The organism is Streptomyces sp. NA02950 (assembly GCF_013364155.1).
In the GTDB taxonomy this organism is placed as follows: domain Bacteria; phylum Actinomycetota; class Actinomycetes; order Streptomycetales; family Streptomycetaceae; genus Streptomyces.
Genome location: NZ_CP054916.1, coordinates 8,857,650 through 8,876,007 on the forward strand (window position 1 = coordinate 8,857,650; position 18,358 = coordinate 8,876,007).

Consider the following 18,358-nt stretch of genomic DNA (forward strand, 5'->3'; position numbering starts at 1 on the left):
GCCCCAGCATCGCGGCGGAGTTGACCGGACACCAGAAGGCGTCGGCGACATCCTGGGGAACTTCTGTCCGTGCCGCATCGGGCCGGGGCGGTGTAGAAGGCGTCAGCCGCTGGTCAGGGCGTCGAGATACACCCAGTCGCCCTCATGCCGGGCGAATCGGCTGTTTTCGTGCAACTCACCCACTCGGCCGCCTTCGGTGTAGCGGGCGAGGAACTCCACGGTGCCGGTGGAGTGGAACGCCGTGCCGTCCGTGGTGCCCAGGATCTCCAGCCCCGTCCAGCGCGTCCCGGCGTCCAGGGCCACCCGCGGCGGCCGGGTGCTGGGGTGCCAACTGCGCAGCAGATACGCCTCGTCCCCGACGGCGAAGGCGCTGTAGCGCGAGCGCATCAGCTGCTCCGCGGTGGCCGCCCGGGCCTCCCCGCGGTGCAGCCGCCCGCAGCACTCGTCGTACGGGGCGGGCAGCCCGCAGGGACAGACCGTGGGGGCGGTGCGGCGAGGCGGCCGTGGCGGTCGCTTGCGTCGGGACATGGGTCCATTGTGACGGGCGGGACCGGAGGGGCCGTCCCGGGTGGGGTGTCACCCGGGATGCCCGGGGCCGGGCGGCGGGACGGACGGGGCTGGTCAGCGGGGTGGCAGCTGCCGGGTGAAGAACGCGCGCACCCGTCCACGCACGGCCGGTACCGAACAGACCGGATCCACCGTGCCGATCAGCCGGTTCCGGGCCTCGGCGGTCATCAGCCCGGCCGCCTGGAGCTGGGGCACGAGGGTCGCGTAGTCGGTGAACACCCAGTGCGCCGCGTCGTCCAGCCGAGCGCGCGTGGCACATCCGTGCGAACGGGCGAGCACCGACGACCAGGAGCGCTCCAGCGCCGCCCGCTCGGTGAAACCGTCGGTGTGCAGCAGAAGAAGCGGCCGGTCCGTGCCGTGTTGGGCGACGGGCAGTAGTACGCCCGGCCGGTCCGGCGCGGACGGCGCCTCGTCCAGAAACCCTTCGAGGTTGACCGCGGCGGCCAGGCGCCGGTCCTCGTACAGCGCCTCGGCCGCCGTGGTGCCACCGGCCGAATGCCCGTAGACGCCCACGCGCTCCAGGTCCAGCAGACCGGGCAGACCCTCCGGCAGGGGGCGGTGTTCCGCGTCGGGGTTGTGGCCCGCCGCCAGGGCCTCCAGCCGGTCCAGGACGAACCGGGTGTCGGCGATCCGGGAGGCGATCGCGGTGTGGAACTGGCCGGGGTGCATCCGGGGGTCTCCCCGGAAGACACTCCGGCGCAGCAGCTTCCTGCGGTACGCGGCCGGACGCGGGAAGACGACCTCGCTCGCGTCGCCCGGATGGTCGATCGCCACCACCACGAAGCCGTGGCTCGCCAGGTCCTCCGCGAGCCCCGTGCCCAGGGTGCGGGGGTCACCGCCACCGGGGCTGTACAGCAGCACCGGACGCGGTGTGCGCTGTGCGGGCGCGCCGCTGTGCGCGTGGGTCGGCGTGGCGGCCCAGTCCACGCCCTGCGCCGGCAGCCCCGGACGCATCAGCGGCGCGGTCTCCCCGAACGAACGGGCGGCGCGCGCGGTCATCTGATGCGCCACCGGACGGCCGTGGCCGCCACGGGCCGGGTACCACACCGTCACCATCACCTCCCGGACCGGGATTCCCGCATCCCACGGGTCACGCCGGGTGCGGTCGACCAGATGCAGGGTGGTGACCCCGATCCGGTGCTGGCCGGTGGGCGCGGGCAGCCGCAGCGCCATCCCGCCGCCGGGGTTCACGGGCCGGGCCTGGGCCGCGCCCCCGCCTCCGGCTCCGGTGAGGAGCGCGGCGGTGGCCACCACGGCCGAGGTGGTGACGGCCCGTCGGCCCACTCCGCCGCTCTCAACGTCGATGACATTCCTGAACGACATGCTCGCTCCCCTGGTGTCCCGTCTCGCTGGTCCGGCCGGTCCGGTCGGTCCGGCTGAGCCGGTGTGATGCCGGTCCTTGCGCCCGTCGGGCGATGAGCTGAATCCTGGTCGCGGCGGGGAGCGACGGCCATCGTTGAGGCCCTGGCCTCAAGGATGGTGCGGCGCCGTCAGGGGGAGTAGTGATCCGGATCCATGCCACGGGCGCCGATGTCGCCCGCGTGCGGTTCGCGCCCCGGCCCGCCCCGTTGCAGGAACTGAACGTGGCTCTGAGCATGATGTGCCGCGGGGACGGCGAGCTGCTCTTCGGCCGCTGGCGACGGCGGGCGCTGCGCGCCCTTCCGCCCGCCGTCCAGCCGCTGGGCGACCTGGTCCCGGCGGCGGTCGCGCCCAGCTTCCTCGATGTGTTCAGCGACGATCTGGCCGAGGGTCTCGAGTCCCTCCGGGCCACCCCGCGCGAACTGGTCCGCTCCGAGATCGAGCGGGTGTACGCCGCCCGTCCGCGCCCCGCACCCGCGTGGCTCCACGATCTGCACCGCGGCCAGACCGGTGCCTGGGACCTGCTGCGCCGCGCCCAGCACGCGGCGTTCGAGACCCTGGTGCGCCCGGTGTGGTCGCAGGTCCAGGATCTGCACCGGGCGGAGTTCAGCCGTCACGCCCTGGCCGTGGCCGAACACGGGATCGGCCCCGCCCTGGCCGCGCTCGTCCCCGGCACCCGCTGGTGCGAGAGCGGCTGGGAGATCGAGGCGCCCGTGGCGCGGGACATCTCCCTGGGCGGCCGTGGCCTGGTGCTGCTGCCCACCTTCCACTGGACCGGGGGCCCGCTCGTCTCCGATCTGCCCGGCAGTCCGGTGGCCGTGACCTACCCGGCCGGGCCGGGTGTCCCCCTCTCGCCACCGGTGGCCGGGGCGGACGACGACGCCCTGGCCGCGGTGCTCGGCCGTACCCGTGTCGAGATGCTGTTCCTGCTCGCGCAGGAGCACACCACCAGCGGCCTGGCCCGGCGGCTGCGCGTCAGCAACGCCACCGTCTCCGCCCACGCCGCCGCGCTGCGCGGCGCGGGCCTGATCACCACCGTCCGCGCCGGTCGTGCCGTGCTGCACCAACGCACGGCGCTGGGCAGCCTGTTGACGGGGGAGGGGCGACGGCCCCAGGTACGGCCTTAGGCGCGCAGATGGGCCAGGAGGCCGTCGTCCGCCGGGAAGGGGCGCTCCTCGGGCAGCAGTGCGGCCGCCGCGTCCAGCTCGTTGTCGCGCACCAGCGCGTGGATCTCCTGGGCCAGCGGGGTGACATCGCTGATGGCCACCGTCCACTCGTCCGCGTACCGGCGGGCCGCCACGCCCGAGAGCCCCAGCTGAAGGGAGCGGTACGGCAGAGGACGCAGCCGCAGATCGCGCTCCGGGTCCCACTGGACACGGGTGGGCGCCTGTCGCAACTGCCGCTTCCAGGACGCCTGATCGGGGTGCAGACCGATTGCGTAGTGCGACAGGCAGGCGTTGCGCAGCGCCCACTCGAAGCCCTCGCGGTGGATCTCGACGGCGAGGACGGTCTCCTGACCCTCCTTCTGGCCCCAGCCGCAGCGGTACATCATCCACAGGAACGACGGTTTGATCCAGGTCATCCGGTCGCGCTTCCAGGCGGCCGGGAACCGGCCGTCGCGGGCCGCGGGACGGCCGATGTGCGGGCCGTACGCCTGGTACACGGTGACCGTGGTGCCGGTGTGGAGCGCGCGGATCTCATGGCGGGGCCGGTCGTTCCGCGGTTCTTGCCGCCCGTGGTGGTGCTGTTCTTCCATGGGCACCCAGGGTGGCCGGGTACGCCACCGCCTGGCCAGCGAATTTCGACGCCCACCGGCCGATATGCCCTCCTGCCGCCCGCTCGCCCCTTCCGCGTGGTCGGATACGGGACATGGGTTCCCGACGTGAAGTGCCGCACACAGCCCCCGCCCGCGGCGGAGCCGCCCCGACCGTCGTAGGGGTGGACGCCTGTCCCACCGGCTGGATCGCGGTGACCCTCCGCGCGGGCGCGTTCACGGGTGCCGAGACCGCCAGTGGACTGGCCGAACTGCTCTCCCGGGTGCCGGACGCCACCGTCGTGGCCGTCGACATGCCGCTGGGGCTGCTGGACACCGGACCGCGGCAGGCGGACACCCTGGCCGTCGCGATGATGGCACCGCACCGGTCCCGGGTGTTCCCGGTGCCCCCGAGCGAGGTGTGGCAGGAGGAGGACTACGCCGCGGCCAACCAGTGCTGCCGACGGCTCACCGGACGCGGTATGAGCCGTCAGACCTGGGGTCTCGCGGTCAAACTGCGCGAGGCCAACGCCTGTCGCGACGGCGGTGACTACCGGCTGCACGAGGTCCATCCCGAGGTCTCCTTCGCCGCCATGAACGGCTCCGTGCCGGTGGCCTGGAGCAAGAAGAGCTGGAACGGCCAAGCGGTGCGCCGCGGGCTGCTGGTCGGCGAGGGCATTGCCCTGCCCGACGACCTCGGCCCGGCCGGACGGGTGCCGCCCGACGACCTCCTGGACGCCGCCGCGGCGGCCTGGAGCGCCCATCGCATTGCGCGGCGCACCGCCCGCAGCCTGCCCGATCCGCCCGAGCTGACGGCCGCGGAACTGCCCGTCGCCATCTGGTACTGACGCCCGGCCGGACCCGCCGCTGCTCCGCGACGGCGGCGGGAGGCCGCCCGAGCCGTGCCTCGGGCGGCCTCCCTTTCCCACCCCCGGATGTGGTCCCTGGGGCCGCGGGTCCCCGCGGTGTCGCGGGGACGGTCAGATGTGGACGCCGTGTGCGCGCAGATAGGCGAGCGGGTCGACATCGGATCCGTAGTCCGGACGGGTGCGCACCTCGAAGTGCAGATGCGGTCCGGTGGTGTTGCCGGTGTTCCCCGAGCGGGCGATCCGCCGGCCCGCCTCGACGGTCTGCCCGGCGCGCACGCTCACCGCGGACAGATGCGCGTAGTGGGTGTACAGGCCCCCGGTGTGCCGGATGACCACCTGGTAGCCGAAGGCGCCGCCCCATCCGGCGGTCACCACCTTGCCCCCGGCGGCCGCGTGCACCGGGGTGCCGATCGGGACCGCGAAGTCCACCCCTGTGTGGTGGCCGCTCGCCCAGCGCCCGCCGCGGGTGCCGTACGCCGCGCTCACCGGGCCGCTGACCGGGGCCGCATGGCTGCGGACGGCGGACTTCCGTACGGCCGTGTGGCGCGAGGCGGCCGACGTGGCGCGCCGCGGGGCCCCCAGGTGCGTGCGGCCGGACACCGAGGGGATGGCCAGCCGCTGCCCCGGGCGGATCAGATGCGGATTCGCGCCGATGGTCTGGCGGTTGGCCTGGTAGAGGGCCCGCCAGCCGCCGTGGACGGAGGACCGCCGCGCGATGCCGGATAACGTGTCGCCGCGTACCACCGTGTACGACCCGGACGTCACGGCCCGCTTGGCGCGATGCCCGGCGCGGGGTTTTCCGGAACTCTTGCCGGAGCGCTTCCCGGACGATGGCGCGGAGCCCTTTCCGGAGGCCGTGGCGGACGGTTGGTGATGGGGCGCCGCCGGGCGCTTGGTGCCGTGTCCGGTCGGGGGTTTGGCGCTGCGTGAGCCGCCGCGGTTCGCCACCGCGGCGGGCGGGCCGGACCGCGTCAGCCGGCCGCGGACCGAGCAGACCGGCCAGGCGCCCGGCCCCTGCGCGGCGAGGACCGCCTCGGCCACGGTGATCTGCTGGCCCTTGGTGGCCAGATCGGCCCGCGGGGCGTAGGCGGTGCCGCCGTACGCGGCCCAGGTGTGCTGCGAGAACTGCAACCCGCCGTAGTAGCCGTTGCCCGTATTGGTGCGCCAGTTGCCTCCGCTTTCGCACTTGGCCACCCGGTCCCAGGTGTCGACCGGAGCCGCCGTGGCGACGCCGGTGCCGAGGATCGGCAGGACGATGCCGACGCTGCCCGCGGTCAGGGCGGCGCGCAGCGCGGAGACCCGGCTGGGCGCTGCGGGGCGACGGTGAGTTCCTCGTACGGCCATGGGGCTGGTTCCTCTCCACAACGGCTCTCGACTCGCCCTCCGGAGGCCCCGGCGGGCTGTACGAGTACCGCAGCCGGGCTCGGGCGGTCACAAGGCGCAGGGGGCCTCATGCACCGCCGTGCGCCGCCGGGTTCCACCCCCCTGTGGGGCTGATGCTCCCTCAGTTGCGCATGGGCGGGCGCGTGGAGGGGCGGGGGCGCACGGCGCGACCGTCGAGGGTGAGGGCGGCTGTCGGGGCGGGCCGGGGTTCCCGGCCGCGGTGGGCCTGGGCCGGTGGAAATGATTTTCGGCCCGAGCCCGGCGGGGGGACGTTATTCCGCCGCATTGGTTTCCCGGTGATCCGCCGCGGATGTCCGGTCGGCGGCCGGGCGAATTTCCCCCGGTGCGGCAGCGGTTGGGCGCGGAGCGGTGCCGAGCGGTCCTATGCGGTGCGTCGAATCGGGGCTTCCCGCGCGACGTGATCTTCCGGAGAGCGCTTTTGCGGTGTGGCCGGGCCAAGATCGGTCCCTTGACGGACCGGCCGATCGGCCGCCCGGTAACCGCGCGGGGGCCGTGCCGGAACCGGGCGTCCCGGTCTTCGCACCGGGACGACCGAAAGGGGGTGAGGCCGGGAGAGGACGGAGAAGGCGGAGAAGGCGGGAGAAGGGGCGAGCGGAGAAGAGAGGAAGAGCGGGGAAAGGGGACGGTCGAGCGCGACGGAAGGCGTATCCGGAGCTCCGGGAAGGCAACGGCGGGCCGGCCCCGGTGGGGCCGCCGGGCACGCGGACCGCTTGAAACGTTCAGGACCGAGCAGGTGACCGAGGCCGGCGGTACGAGCGCCCCCGGGGTCCCGTACCGGGCAACGGCCAGCCGCCCTGCGCGGATCCGGGGCGCGATCCGCAGCGGCTCGGGCTAGATTGCCGGGGTCGACCCCGGAACCGGCCACCGACGCGCGGCCGCCGTGCGCCGGCCAAGGCCGGGTGAGGGCCAAGGCCCGGCGAGAAGGCGTTCCGGCGCCTGGTCGTGGGCGACCCCCAGGTGGGGATAGTGACTTGACGTCCCGTTTGCCACATGTCCGGTTGCGCATCGTCTCCCGTACCACCCGCGTAGGTGCGGCGGTTCTCCGGAAATCAGCCGGTCGCCAAGGCCCCGGGGAACTGGCGGAGAATCACATGGTCCGTGTATAGCGGGAACCCCGCCGCCGGTCATATCATTGCCTCACATCCACTTCTCCACGTCGTCCCGGGGATCGCTCGCTGGAGCGGCTCCGAGAATTTCACCCCCTCACCCCGCGCGATCGGGAGCCGAGCGACACCGGTGCCGTGATTTCCGTACGGCTCCGTCCACCGCTCCGGGAAACCGTGCGCCGGGGGATCACGGCCCTGCGGGATGCGCAGCGCGAGTACGCCGCATGCCGGTCACCGAGGATCTTCTGTGGTCTGCCAACTGTCGTACCCGGGCCTACGCCTTCCGCGTGGACGCGATCGCGGGGGCGCACAGGGCCCCCGGAACATGCCGTGACACGCCCGTCGAACCCCGGGCGGTGAACCGTCCGGGCCGTTGGTCCGTGGTCGTGGAGGACGGACCGGTCGGACCGGACGGGCGGCGGACGGCAGAGGGCAGGGGGAACGACGGTGGAGTGCGGACAGGTGCTGGTCGAGTTGGCGGTCCATGTCCTCGGTGGCCTGGAGCCGGTCGAGGCGCGCGCCGTGGAGGACCATCTGGCGGCCTGTCCGCGGTGCACCGCGGAGCGGGACCGTCACGCGGAGGTGGCCGGGCTGATGGGCCGGGTCCGGGCCTGGGAGGTGGCGCCCGACGCACCGGTTCACGGCCCCGGCCCGGAGCGCGCCGTCGCCGTGTTCCGCAGCCGCGAGCGCGACCGCGCGCGGGCATCCGACCGCGATGGCGGCCGTGCGTCCGACCGTGACGGCACCCATGACACAGGGCGTGGGCAGGCGTGATCCATACCATGACGGCCCGGCCGCGGCGGCGGGTAAAGTGCCCATGTGGCAAGAGTCGTTGAGCTGATCACCTATCCCATCAAGGGATGCGCCGGAGTGTCCCTGACCGAGGCGCCGCTGACCGAGGCCGGTCTGCCGCACGACCGCGGCTTCATGGTCATCAACGAGGACGGGGTCTTCCGCAGCCAGCGGCGGGATCCCGGGCTCGCGCTCATCAGCCCCCGTGTCGGCCCCGACGGTGAGCGGCTCACCCTGTCGGCGCCCGGCGCCGGCGATCTGAGCATCGGCATCGACACGGTGTCCGCCCGACGCGAGGTCCTGCTGTTCGGCTCGCCGTACCAGGGCATCGACCAGGGCGACGAGGCGGCCGGATGGCTGTCGGACGTGCTGGGCGTGGCATGCAGGCTGGTGCGGGTGCCGCCGGAGCACGACCGGGTGGCGGACGGCCTCACCCCGGGTACCTCGGGCTATGCCGACAGCAACGCGGTGCACATCATCTCCCGGGCCAGCCTGGACGAGCTCAACCGCCGGATCACCGGCGACGGTGGCGAGCCGCTGCCGATGGCCCGCTTCCGCCCCAATGTGGTGGTCGACGGATGGACCGAGCCGCATACGGAGGACCGGGCCCGGCACCTCACCATCGGTGACACCGAGCTGGGCTTCGCCAAGACGGCCGCCCGGTGTGTGGTCACCATGGTCGACCAGGACAAGGGCGCCAAGGCGGGCCCGGAGCCACTGCGCACCCTGGCCCGCTACCGCAGGGCCCCCGAGGGGGGTGGCACCCTCTTCGGCGCCAAGTTCTCCGTGACCCGCACCGGCACCATGGCCGTGGGGGACGAGGTGGCCGTCGGCAGTTGGGACGGTCCACCCCCGGCGGAGTGAGACCGGTCAGGCAGTCGCCACCACCTTCGCGAAGTTGTCGAGCAGCTGAGCGGCGCCCTCCTCGGCCTGTGCGCACATCTCCTCCGAGGGGACCGGCTGCCGCAGGACGATCTCGGTACGGCCGCCGAGGTCGGTGAAGGTGGCGGTCATGACCAGGGGCGCTTCCGGCATGTCCAGGGTCCACACCAGCCGCTCGTGGTCGACCACCTCCCGGTAGACGCCGCGCATGGGCATATCGCCGCCGGGCGTGGTGATGGTGGCCCGCCAGGCGCCGCCCGGCCGCACGTCGAGTGCGACGGACTCCGGCGCCGCTCCGAACCAGCGGGCGAAGTACTCGGGCTCGGTCCACACCCGCCACACCAGCCCGCGCGGTGCTTCCAGAATCCGGGTGAGGGTCATCTCGGTGGTGCTCATGGGATCTCCTCGGTGAGCGGAAGGATGTCGTCACCGGGTCAGACCCGGGCACCGCGCCAAACTCATCGGTCGTTCCCCTTCCTCGTGCCGACCTCCCCCCATGCCGACATCCCGCCTCCCGCACCGGGCCTCGCCCCCGGTGCCGGTCCGGTTCCGTCATGATTCCTCTCATGGACGACCGCCGCCGCCCCTTCCGGGAAGGATCTCCGCGATGACGCCCTCCGAGCTCGCCGCCGCCACTCAGCGGGCGCTCCCCGAGATGATCGAAGACCTCCGGACCCTGGTGGAGCTGGAGACGCCGAGCAACAACAAGAGACTGCTGGACGCCGGGCTCGCCGCCATCAGCGACTGGATCGACGAGCGGCTCGGCGAACCGGACGGGACCGAGCGGCACGACTGCGGGGAGTACGGCGATGTCCTGGCGCTTACCTATCGCGGCACCGCGCCGGGGACCGTGCTGCTGCTGTGCCACTACGACACGGTCTGGCCCGCCGGAACGCTCGCCGAGTGGCCCTTCGAGGTGGTGGACGGCCGGGCCTGCGGACCGGGTGTGTTCGACATGAAGACCGGGATCGTCCAGGCGGTGTGGAGTGTGCGGCTGCTGCGTGAGCTGGGGCTGCCCCACCCTTCGGTGCGGCTGCTGCTCACCGGCGACGAGGAGATCGGCAGCCTCGCCTCCCGGCGCCATATCGAGCGGCTGAGCGAGGACGTACTGGCCACCCTGGTCTTCGAGGCGTCGCTCGACGGGGCGGTCAAGACCTCGCGCAAGGGTGTCGGGCTGTTCGATGTGACCGCCTACGGTGTGGAGTCGCACGCGGGGCTCGACCCGTTCGCCGGAGCCAGTGCGATCCACGCCCTCGCCGAGGTCATCCCGCATATCGCCGCACTGGGCTCGGCGGAGCGGGGGACCACTGTGAACGTGGGACTGATCAGCGGTGGTACGGGCCGCAATGTGGTCGCCGCGCGGGCGAGCTGTGGTATCGACGTCCGGATCGCCGAACCCGCCGAGATGGAGCGGATCGACGCCGCGCTGCACGCCCTCACCCCCTCCGATCCGCAGGTGCGGCTGGCCGTCACCGGCGAGTGGAACCGGCCGCCGATGGTCCCCGACGACGGGTCCCGGCGGCTGTACAAGCAGGCCCGCGCCGTTGCCGCGGAGCACGGCTGGGTCCTGGAGGAAACGGCGGTCGGCGGGGCCAGCGACGGCAACTTCGTCGCCGGGCTCGGACGGCCGGTCCTCGACGGCCTCGGCGCCCTCGGCTCCGGCGCCCACGCCCGCCACGAGCACACCGTGCTGGCCCCCGTCCCGGCCCGCACCGCGCTCACCGTCGGGCTGCTGCGGGCCCTGGCGGTGGCGGACCCGGAGACCGCGTAGTCCGGCGGGGGTCCGGTCCGGGGCGTGGCCGCCGCCGTACCGAACGACGGCGGCCGTGGTGGCCCGGACCGGTGTCGGCCGAAGCCCCCGCCGGAGCGGACCGGACACCCGCGCCCCGGTTACGGCTTGCGCGCGAGACCCGCGTACACGGTGACCTGCTCACCATCGGTCAGCAGCGTGCTCTCGGCGATGTCCGGACGCCAGTCCGAGACCCGGACCAGCCCGGAGCCCACCGGCTCGAGCCCCTCGAAGAACCGTGCCACCTCGGCGTGGGAACGTGGCCGCAGGGTCACTCCGGACCGCCGGTACAGCGCCACCACCTCCTCGCCCGCCTGCGCGTCGCCATCCGCCGTGGCATGCGAGAGCACCAGGTGACTGCCGGGCGCGAGGGCCTCCACCAGACGGCGCACCAGGTCGTACGCCCCGTCCCCGTCGTCGATGAAGTGCATCAGCGAGATGAGGGAGAGGGCGATGGGTTCACCGAAGTCCAGTACCTCCCCGGCCTGTTGCACGATCCGATCCGGGTCGCGCACATCCGCCTCGAGATAGTGCGTGAGCCCCTGCGGTGTGCTGCGCAGCAGCGCCTCGGCGTGGCACAGCACGATGGGGTCGTTGTCCGTGTAGACGATACGGGCGTCGGGGGCGATGGCCTGGGCGATCTGATGAAGATTCGGCTCGGTCGGTATTCCGGTGCCGATGTCGAGGTACTGACGGATGCCCGCGCGGGCGAGCCATTCGGTGGCGTGCCGCATGAAGGCGCGGTTGGTCCGTGCGGACGTGGTGACCGTGGGGTCGATGGCGAGCACCCGCTTCGCCAGTTCCTCGTCCACGGGGTAGTTGTTCTTGCCGCCCAGGATGTAGTCGTAGACGCGGGCGGGATGTGGTCTGCTGGTATCGATCCGGCTGGGCCCTGGCTCCAGTTCCGGCATATGCGCTCCATGGGGGTCGGCGCGATCTGCGGAGATGTGTGGGTTGACGGGGGCGTGGGTCAGGAGACGAGGAAGTCGGCCTCGCCGGCCTTGGCGCCCTCGATGAAGGCGACGATCTCGCCGCGGGTGTAGATCAGCGCGGGGCCGTCCGGGTCGGTGGACTGACGCAGCGCCACCCGCCCGTCGTCCAGCCTCATGGCCTCGAGGCAGTTTCCGCCGTTGCCACCGCTCCACGGTTTGGTCCAGCCTTCGCTGCCGAGGTCGGCCGCGCGCATGCCGCTGTAAATGCGATCCATCCAGATCAGAGCTCCTTGCGGAAATCCCGCAGGATTTCCTTTGTGCGTCGTGCGGTTGCCGCCTGTGCGGCCATGCGGTCCATGGCCTCCAGATGGGCGGCCACCTCGATGCGTTCATCGAGGTAGACGGCGCCGGTCAGGTACTCGACGTAGACCATGTCCGGCAGTTCGGGGACAGCGAAGCGGAAGAGGACGAAGGGGCCGTAGGTGCCCGGGTGGTGTCCGGAGGCGAACTCGGTGATCTGGAGCGTGATGTGCGACTGTTCGGTGCACTCCAGCAACCGGTCGACCTGGCGGCGCATGACCGACGCGGAGCCGACCGGCCGGCGCAGCACCGTCTCGTCCATCACCACCCACAGCCGTGGCGCGTTTGGGCCGGCCAGCAGCGTCTGACGCTCCATCCGCAGCGCCACATGGCGCTCGGCGTCCCCGGGCGCGGCTCGGCCGACGGCGCCGGTCTGCATCACGGCGCGGGCGTACTCCTCGGTCTGGAGCAGTCCGGGGACGAAATGGGGCTCATAGGCGCGGATCATCTCGGCCGACCCCTCCAGGCTCACATGCACGCTGAACCAGTCCGGGAGGATGTCGTGGAAACGCTGCCACCAGCCGGGCCGATTGGCCTCCTCGGTCAGGGTGATGAACGCCTCGAGTTCGGCGCCGCCGATCCCGTACGCCTCCAGCAGCAGTTGTACGTAGGGAACCTTCAGCGCGACCTCGGCGGTCTCCATCCGGCGCACCGTGGCGGGCGCGACCCGTAGCACCTTGGCCGCCTGCTCACGCTTGAGCCCCGCCTTCTCCCGCAGGTCCCGCAACCGCCTGCCGAGAACGACGTGGCCCACGGTCGGGGCCGACCGCGGCTCGCTCACCAGATACCTCCCCTGACCTCCCCCTTGCTGATGTTCGCAGTGTGCCATGCTCAGTACGGCGCGGACACACTGCACTTGCGACTCTGCACATTCCAGAGTGCCCCTTGCCAAGTGTGAGGGGCGGTGCGCATAGTGGCGTCATGATCCCGTTAGCGCAGCCGTGGCCGGGCCCTGCCCCGGGCCGCGGCCGTGACGCCGCCGCACTCCGCGCAGGCGCAAGCGGCCCGACCTTTGCGATGTGCCCGTAGATGACTCACGCCTTCGCCGGTGCGCTGCCCGGCCTCGCCCGCGGCCGGTTCCGGCAGCGGGGATCCCGCCCCGAGCCGGGCGGCCGCCGCCGACTGGCCCTGCCGCCCGCGCTGCGGACGGGACGCGACTACGACGCCGTCGGGCTGGTCGAGCGCGACGGGCGCCGGGTGATGGATCTGCTGCCCCGGACGGGATGTGTGCTCGCCCACGGCGGCCGCTGGTGGTGGATCGTGCCCCCGCAGTCGGATGTCGGGGTCGAGTGGCCGCCGATCGCGCTGTACGCGGTCGGCGCCATGGTGTCCGGCGCGCCCGAGGGACGGCCGGGTGCGGATGAGGAACCCCGTGTGGTGCACTCGCCGGACGACCGCGAGCCGTACACCCATCCGCTGCTGCTGCACATCGCCGTCTGCGCGGTGGCCGGGGTTGCCCCGGCCTGGCCGCGTGAGGACCGGCGGCCGTAGCTCAGGTCAGGGTGTCATCGCTCCGGAGGTAGGCGGCGGGGCGCGGATAGCGCTGGAGGGCCGGGGTGAGGCCGTCGGGGTCGTCGTCCACCACGGGCCGGGCGGTGGCCCGGAGTTCCGCGGGGTCGTAGGAAATGGCCTGGGTCCGTTCCACGGACGGCTCCGGCGCGGTGTCCCGCTGCTGTCCGTAGACCGGGATCTGGTCGATGGTGGTGTCCTCCCGGGAGTCCTGCGCCCCGTACGACGCGACCGGTGCCCCGGTCTGGACCGCGGGGATCTCCGCGGTCTGGGTCTGGGCGCTCACCATCTGCCCGCTCTGGAGCTGGGCGCTCTGCGGCTGGGGCGCCGGGGCCGTCTGCATCTGCGCGGCCAACGCCGCTTGCCCGGCCTGCGCCTGCTCGGCCTGCAACTGCGCCTGGAGCTGGGTGAGCTGGACCCGTGCCGACTGCATCGGCGGCATCTGCGCCTGCGCCGCCGCTGCCGGGTACTGGGCCATCTGCACCGGGGGAGTGGCGACATAGGCGGGGGCCAGCTCCGCCATGGGCTGCTGCGGTGCCGCGAAGCCCGCGGTACCCGTTCCGTACGACACTGCCTGGGTGGAGGCGGGTGCCATACCACCTCCCATGGGCAGGGCGGCCGCGGTGTACATCTGCTGCTGCGGCTCCGGCGCCATCGGTGCCGCGGACAGCTGCGGTGTCTGCTGGTACAGGTAGTCGAACTCCTGCTGGGGCGCGGGGGCCAGCGGTGTCTGCTGCTCCCAGCTGACCTGGGGCGCGTAGAAGGACGTCCCGTACATCACGGTGCTCAGCCCGGTCAGCAGCCGCTGCACATCCGGCTGCGAGCGCACCACGAGCCGCATGAACTGGCTGCTGCTGCCCAGCTTGTTGCCGCATTCGCGGACCAGCACCCCGTGCTGGGAGAGCAGTTGGTCCCGGACCCAGCTGCCGTCCAGGCCCGCGGGGAGCTTGACGAAGACGAAATTGCCCTGGGAGGGGTAGACCGTCATCCCGGGCAGCCCGGCCAGCTGGGTGGTCATCTGCTGCCGGTCCAGGCTGATCAAGCGGAGACTCTCCATGTACTCCTGCCGGTACCGCTTCAGCATGAAGACGATGACCTCGGCGAAGGAGTTGAGGTTCCACTTGGGCAGCCGGGAGCGGATCTGCACCGCCAGCGCCGGGTTGGCCACCAGATAGCCGAACCGGACGCCGTGCAGTCCGAAGTTCTTGCCGAGGCTGCGCAGCACGATGACGTTGTGGCGCAGTACGGCCTCGTCCACGACGCTCGGGTACGCCTCGGTGTCCGCGAACTCGAGGAAGGACTCGTCGATCACGATCAGGTCGAGATCGGCGAGGGCGTCCATCATGCCGATGACGGCCTGCCGGGACAGCAGCCCTCCGTCGGGGTTGTTGGGGTTGCAGATGACGGCCACCCGCGAGCCCCGGGAGCGTACGAAGGAGACGAACGCGGTCGGGTCGAGCGCGAATCCGCTCATCTCCGGGAGCTGGAACATGTCCACCCGCTTGCCGGTCTCCATCGGCTGGTCGGTCCACCGGCCGAAGGTGGGGATCGGCACCGCCAGGCTCTCCTTGACCAGCAGATGGTCGATCCAGGTGATGAGCTCGGTCGAGCCGTTGCCCATCGCCATGGTCTGCGGCTGAAGCCCGAGCACGTCGGCCAGTTCGGCGGTGATGGTGTCCGCGGAGCTGGGGTAGTACGTGAGGATGTCGCGCAGCCTGACCGCCATCACGGCGAACATCGCGGGGGTGGGGAAGTACGGGTTGCAGGGGATGCAGAAGTCCACGAGCTCCTGTCCGCCGCCCGTGACCCCGGCGCGGTTGAGCGCGAAGTACGACGGGCTGTGGGCGGTGCCACGGAAGAGCTCCGCGGCATCACCGGTAGGACCGACTGCGGCAACAGTCACGGCGGGACCTCCTCGGTCGCGTCGGTCGTGCGGACACGACCGTTGCGGCTCGTCCCTCGAGCCTGACGCATGATCCCTCGAACCCGGGGCAGGTAACGGTTTTCGTGTCGCCTGTGAAGAACCTGAGGACAACTGATCCTGGATCGAATACAATTCCGGCCCTCGCGTCTCTTCCGGAGCCTTCCTCGGAGAACGTTGCCGTGACGTTTCACCGGGAAGGGGGTGGTCCGCCCCTCAAGGCGCCGTATCGGACCGGTTTCTGTCATCGGCCGGGGCGGTCCGGCCCTGCTCCGCTACCCACACCGCCACTTGTGCACGCGAAGTGAAACCAAGTTTGCTCAGAATGTGCTCAATATGGCCCTCGGCGGTGCGCTGGGCGATCACCAGGGAGGTGGCGATCTCCCTGTTGCTCAGCCCCTGGGCGACCAGTCGCGCGATCTCGGACTCCCTGCGTGTCAGGGGAGACGGCCGTTCGCTCACCGCCGGTTCCGCCGTGGGGAGTTCGTTCTCCAGGGCGTAGACCAGCCCCTCGTCGTAGGAGAGCCGGGAGCCCTCCTTGACCGCCGCGTTGCAGGCCGATTTGCCCAGCGCCCGGCTCACCGCGGCCTCGCACTCCTCGTGGTAGTGGACCAGATGGCCGTAGCCGGACAGCGGGGCGCCCACCGCCCCCCAGACCGTCCGGACCACGCCGAGCAGCCGGGCCGCCCGCGGGAAGTCCCGCTCGGTGGCCGCGATCCAGGCCAGCACCTCGAGGTTGACCCCGACCCCCAGCGGATCGTCCAGTGAACGGTTGAAGGCGAGGCTCTCGCGCTCCAGGGCGGCCGCGCGCTCGGTGTCGCCCTGCCGCCACACCTCGATCCCCAGCGCCATCATCGTGTAGGCCCGGTGCCAGCCCTCGCCGTAGGCGTCGCACACCGCCAGCGACTCCTCGCCCAGCGCGATGGCGCGCGGCGAGTCACCGATGAACGAGTGGGCCAGCGAGAGCCGGATGAGCGCCAGGGCCAGCCCCACCGGGTCGCCGGTGGCGCGGTGGCGGCGGACGGCCTCCTCGTAGAGCGTGATCGCGGCCCCGGCGTCGCCCCGGTACATCGCGACCATGCCGGAGTAGAGCGCGGCGTAGGCGAGCGCGGGCTCCAGCTCCAGCCGCTCCCCGATGGCCCGGCTCTCCTCGAGCATGTCCGAGGCGGCGTCGGTGTCGGACTGGATGATGGCCAGCCAGCTGTTCGTCCACAGTGCCCGCGCCCGGACGTCGGTCGGCTCGGGGCAGGCGGCGAGCCCCTCGTCCAGCCAGCCGCGCCCCTCGCTGAGGTAGTAGCTGGTGATCCAGTGGTAGAGCAGGTCGGCCGCGATCCCCAGACCGCAGACGGCCTCTGCCGGGTCGTCGTAGCAGAGCTCCAGCGCGGTGCGCAGATTGGCGTGCTCGAGCTGGAGCCGCGTGAACCACTGGACCTGGGCCGGTCCGAACAGCGCGGCCCGCGCGTCCGCCGCCAGCCGCTGGTAGTAGTCGCGGTGGCAGCGCATCCGGATGATCTCCTCACCGGACGCCTCCAGCCGCTCCCGGCCGTATGCGCGCAGCGTGTCCAGCATCCGGTAGCGCACCACCCCGTCGTACTCCTCCCGGAGCAGTACCGACTTGTCCACCAGCTCGGTCACCAGGTCGAGGATCTCCTCGCGGACCAGGCCGTCGCCCGAGCAGACCGCCTCGGCCGCCTCCAGGTCCAGGCTTCCGGCGAAGACCGAGACCCGGGCCCACAGCAGCTGCTCCCGTTCGGTGCACAGGTCGTAGCTCCAGTCGATCAGCGCGCGCAGGGTCTGGTGGCGGGGGAGCACCGCCCGGGAGCCGGTGGTCAGCAGGCGGAAGCGGTCGTCGAGCCGGTCCAGCAACTGCTGGACCGACAGGGCGCGCAGCCGTACGACGGCCAGCTCGATACCGAGCGGAATGCCGTCCAGCCGTCGGCAGATCCCCTCCACGGCATCCCGGTTGGCCTCGGTGACGGTGAAATCGGGCAGCACGGCACGGGCCCGCTCGGTGAACAGCCGTACCGCGTCGCACTGCGCGAACGCCCCCGTGGACAGCCGTGGCCCGGTGGCGTCGGGCAGCGTCAGGGTGGGGACGGCCAGCGTCTGTTCGCTGCCGATGCCCAGCACCTGACGGCTGGTGGCCAGCACCCGCAGCCGGGGGGCCTCGCGCAGCAGCCGGTCGGTGAGCAGTGCGCAGGCGTGCAGCAGATGCTCGCAGTTGTCCAGGACGAGCAGGGTCTGCCGGTCCCGCAGATGGTCGATCAGGACGTCCAGCGGCGGCCGGGAGGAGTGGTCCCGGATCTCCAGGGCCTCGGTGACGCTCTGGGCGAGCAGTGCGGGGTTGTCCAGCTCGGCGAGTTCCGCGAGCCAGACGCCGTCGGGGAAGGCCCGGCGCGCGTCCTCGGCGACCCGCAGCGCCAGCCGGGTCTTGCCGACACCGCCGACCCCGGTGAGAGTCACCAGGCGCGATGCGGACAGCATTCTCTTGACCTCGGCCGCCTCGTGCCGACGCCCCACGAAACTCGTCACCTCCGACGGCAGCCTGCCGGTCTGCCGTCCGGCCGAGGTGTCCGTTGCCACCGCACCCATCGCTGCCTCGAACCAGCCCCGGGCGGGCGGACTCCGCCCGCGCGGACCGAGCCGATACCCCAAGGCTATGCCTGTGCGGGGGCCGTCGCAGCCCGTCGAACAGCCGACGTATGACGTGGGGTGATCCCTCTGTCGCGCATGGTGGGGGAATGCAGCACGGGCGGTGAGCGGTGGTGGCCGGGTGTGATCCCCCCGGGGCCCGGGGGGCGGGATCGGGTACCGATGCGGGGATATCTCCCCTCGCCGTGTCCGGTCGCGCCGACCGATGCTGGGTTCCTCGGAAGAGCTCCGCCGACCGTCGGCGGAAGAGCGAAGGTCCAGCCATGTGCCTCCATCAGCCCCCCTGTCCCTCCGCGGACGCGACCGATCATGATTCCGCGCGTCTCGTGGCCTCCCATCCCGAGCAGGGCTGGAGCCTGCTCTGCAACGGAGTGGTGATCTTCGCGGACACGGGCGAACTGCTTCCCGACGGGCGCGTCATCCCCGCCCCCCGGGTCTGCCCCGACCAGTCGGCATGAACGCC

General features: G+C 72.2%; 17 protein-coding genes. 7 read left to right on the top strand and 10 right to left on the bottom strand.

Annotated features, from left to right (window positions below; translation table 11 throughout):
* Positions 1-102: 102 nt before the first annotated feature.
* Both HUT19_RS38095 and HUT19_RS38100 read right to left on the bottom strand, forming a co-directional pair.
* Complete coding sequence (locus tag HUT19_RS38095) at positions 103-528, bottom strand: YchJ family protein (protein ID WP_176185410.1); 426 nt, start codon at positions 526-528, stop codon at positions 103-105.
* Between the two features lie 93 nt (positions 529-621).
* Positions 622-1,890, bottom strand: a complete 1,269-nt coding sequence (locus HUT19_RS38100; protein WP_254886012.1) for an alpha/beta hydrolase — start codon at positions 1,888-1,890, stop codon at positions 622-624.
* 179 nt (positions 1,891-2,069) lie between these two features.
* Here HUT19_RS38100 and HUT19_RS38105 point away from each other — a divergent pair, with 179 nt between their 5' ends.
* Entirely contained in the window at positions 2,070-3,053 is a 984-nt protein-coding gene (locus tag HUT19_RS38105) for a helix-turn-helix transcriptional regulator (RefSeq protein WP_176185434.1), read from the top strand.
* Here HUT19_RS38105 and HUT19_RS38110 read toward each other — a convergent pair.
* Entirely contained in the window at positions 3,050-3,682 is a 633-nt protein-coding gene (locus HUT19_RS38110; RefSeq protein WP_176185436.1) for a DUF4291 domain-containing protein, read from the bottom strand. The genes HUT19_RS38105 and HUT19_RS38110 overlap by 4 nt on opposite strands.
* 113 nt (positions 3,683-3,795) lie before the next feature.
* Between HUT19_RS38110 and HUT19_RS38115 the strand changes: the two genes are divergently transcribed.
* Positions 3,796-4,527 carry a DUF429 domain-containing protein gene (locus tag HUT19_RS38115; protein WP_176185438.1) on the top strand — a complete coding sequence of 244 codons (732 nt, stop codon included), beginning with the start codon at positions 3,796-3,798 and terminating at the stop codon, positions 4,525-4,527.
* Positions 4,528-4,659: 132 nt separating this feature from the next.
* Here the strand turns inward: HUT19_RS38115 and HUT19_RS38120 are convergent, their stop codons facing one another.
* Positions 4,660-5,892, bottom strand: a complete 1,233-nt coding sequence (locus HUT19_RS38120) for a transglycosylase family protein (protein WP_176185440.1) — start codon at positions 5,890-5,892, stop codon at positions 4,660-4,662.
* A gap of 1,613 nt (positions 5,893-7,505) precedes the next feature.
* On the opposite strand from HUT19_RS38120, the gene HUT19_RS38125 reads away from it, so the two are divergent.
* Positions 7,506-7,832: a zf-HC2 domain-containing protein gene (locus tag HUT19_RS38125; RefSeq protein WP_176185442.1), complete on the top strand. Its 327-nt coding sequence runs from the start codon at positions 7,506-7,508 to the stop codon at positions 7,830-7,832.
* Positions 7,833-7,877: 45 nt separating this feature from the next.
* Positions 7,878-8,714: an MOSC domain-containing protein gene (locus HUT19_RS38130; protein WP_176185444.1), complete on the top strand. Its 837-nt coding sequence runs from the start codon at positions 7,878-7,880 to the stop codon at positions 8,712-8,714.
* Positions 8,715-8,720: 6 nt separating this feature from the next.
* Here HUT19_RS38130 and HUT19_RS38135 read toward each other — a convergent pair whose 3' ends face one another.
* Positions 8,721-9,128, bottom strand: a complete 408-nt coding sequence (locus tag HUT19_RS38135) for an SRPBCC domain-containing protein (protein ID WP_176185446.1) — start codon at positions 9,126-9,128, stop codon at positions 8,721-8,723.
* A 211-nt stretch (positions 9,129-9,339) separates the two neighbouring features.
* Here HUT19_RS38135 and HUT19_RS38140 point away from each other — a divergent pair, with 211 nt between their 5' ends.
* Positions 9,340-10,503: a M20 family metallopeptidase gene (locus tag HUT19_RS38140; RefSeq protein ID WP_176185448.1), complete on the top strand. Its 1,164-nt coding sequence runs from the start codon at positions 9,340-9,342 to the stop codon at positions 10,501-10,503.
* Positions 10,504-10,622: 119 nt separating this feature from the next.
* Here HUT19_RS38140 and HUT19_RS38145 read toward each other — a convergent pair whose 3' ends face one another.
* From HUT19_RS38145 to HUT19_RS38155, 3 genes are read right to left on the bottom strand one after another with little or no spacing between them, the layout of a single operon-like run.
* On the bottom strand, positions 10,623-11,432 hold the full coding sequence (locus HUT19_RS38145) for an SAM-dependent methyltransferase (RefSeq protein ID WP_176185450.1): 810 nt from the start codon (positions 11,430-11,432) through the stop codon (positions 10,623-10,625).
* Positions 11,433-11,491: 59 nt separating this feature from the next.
* Complete coding sequence (locus HUT19_RS38150; RefSeq protein WP_176185452.1) at positions 11,492-11,728, bottom strand: DUF397 domain-containing protein; 237 nt, start codon at positions 11,726-11,728, stop codon at positions 11,492-11,494.
* A gap of 5 nt (positions 11,729-11,733) precedes the next feature.
* Positions 11,734-12,594, bottom strand: coding sequence for a helix-turn-helix transcriptional regulator (locus tag HUT19_RS38155; protein ID WP_176185454.1), 861 nt, complete (start codon positions 12,592-12,594; stop codon positions 11,734-11,736).
* A 248-nt stretch (positions 12,595-12,842) separates the two neighbouring features.
* Between HUT19_RS38155 and HUT19_RS38160 the strand changes: the two genes are divergently transcribed.
* Positions 12,843-13,304: a hypothetical protein gene (locus tag HUT19_RS38160; protein ID WP_176185456.1), complete on the top strand. Its 462-nt coding sequence runs from the start codon at positions 12,843-12,845 to the stop codon at positions 13,302-13,304.
* A gap of 1 nt (position 13,305) precedes the next feature.
* On the opposite strand, the gene HUT19_RS38165 is transcribed toward HUT19_RS38160, so the two are convergent.
* A complete protein-coding gene (locus tag HUT19_RS38165) occupies positions 13,306-15,225 on the bottom strand; it encodes a histidinol-phosphate transaminase (protein WP_176185458.1) in 1,920 nt (639 codons plus the stop codon).
* 234 nt (positions 15,226-15,459) lie between these two features.
* Positions 15,460-17,835: a LuxR C-terminal-related transcriptional regulator gene (locus tag HUT19_RS38170; protein WP_176185460.1), complete on the bottom strand. Its 2,376-nt coding sequence runs from the start codon at positions 17,833-17,835 to the stop codon at positions 15,460-15,462.
* Positions 17,836-18,158: 323 nt separating this feature from the next.
* Here HUT19_RS38170 and HUT19_RS38175 point away from each other — a divergent pair, with 323 nt between their 5' ends.
* Complete coding sequence (locus HUT19_RS38175; RefSeq protein WP_176185462.1) at positions 18,159-18,353, top strand: DUF5999 family protein; 195 nt, start codon at positions 18,159-18,161, stop codon at positions 18,351-18,353.
* Positions 18,354-18,358 lie beyond the last annotated feature (5 nt).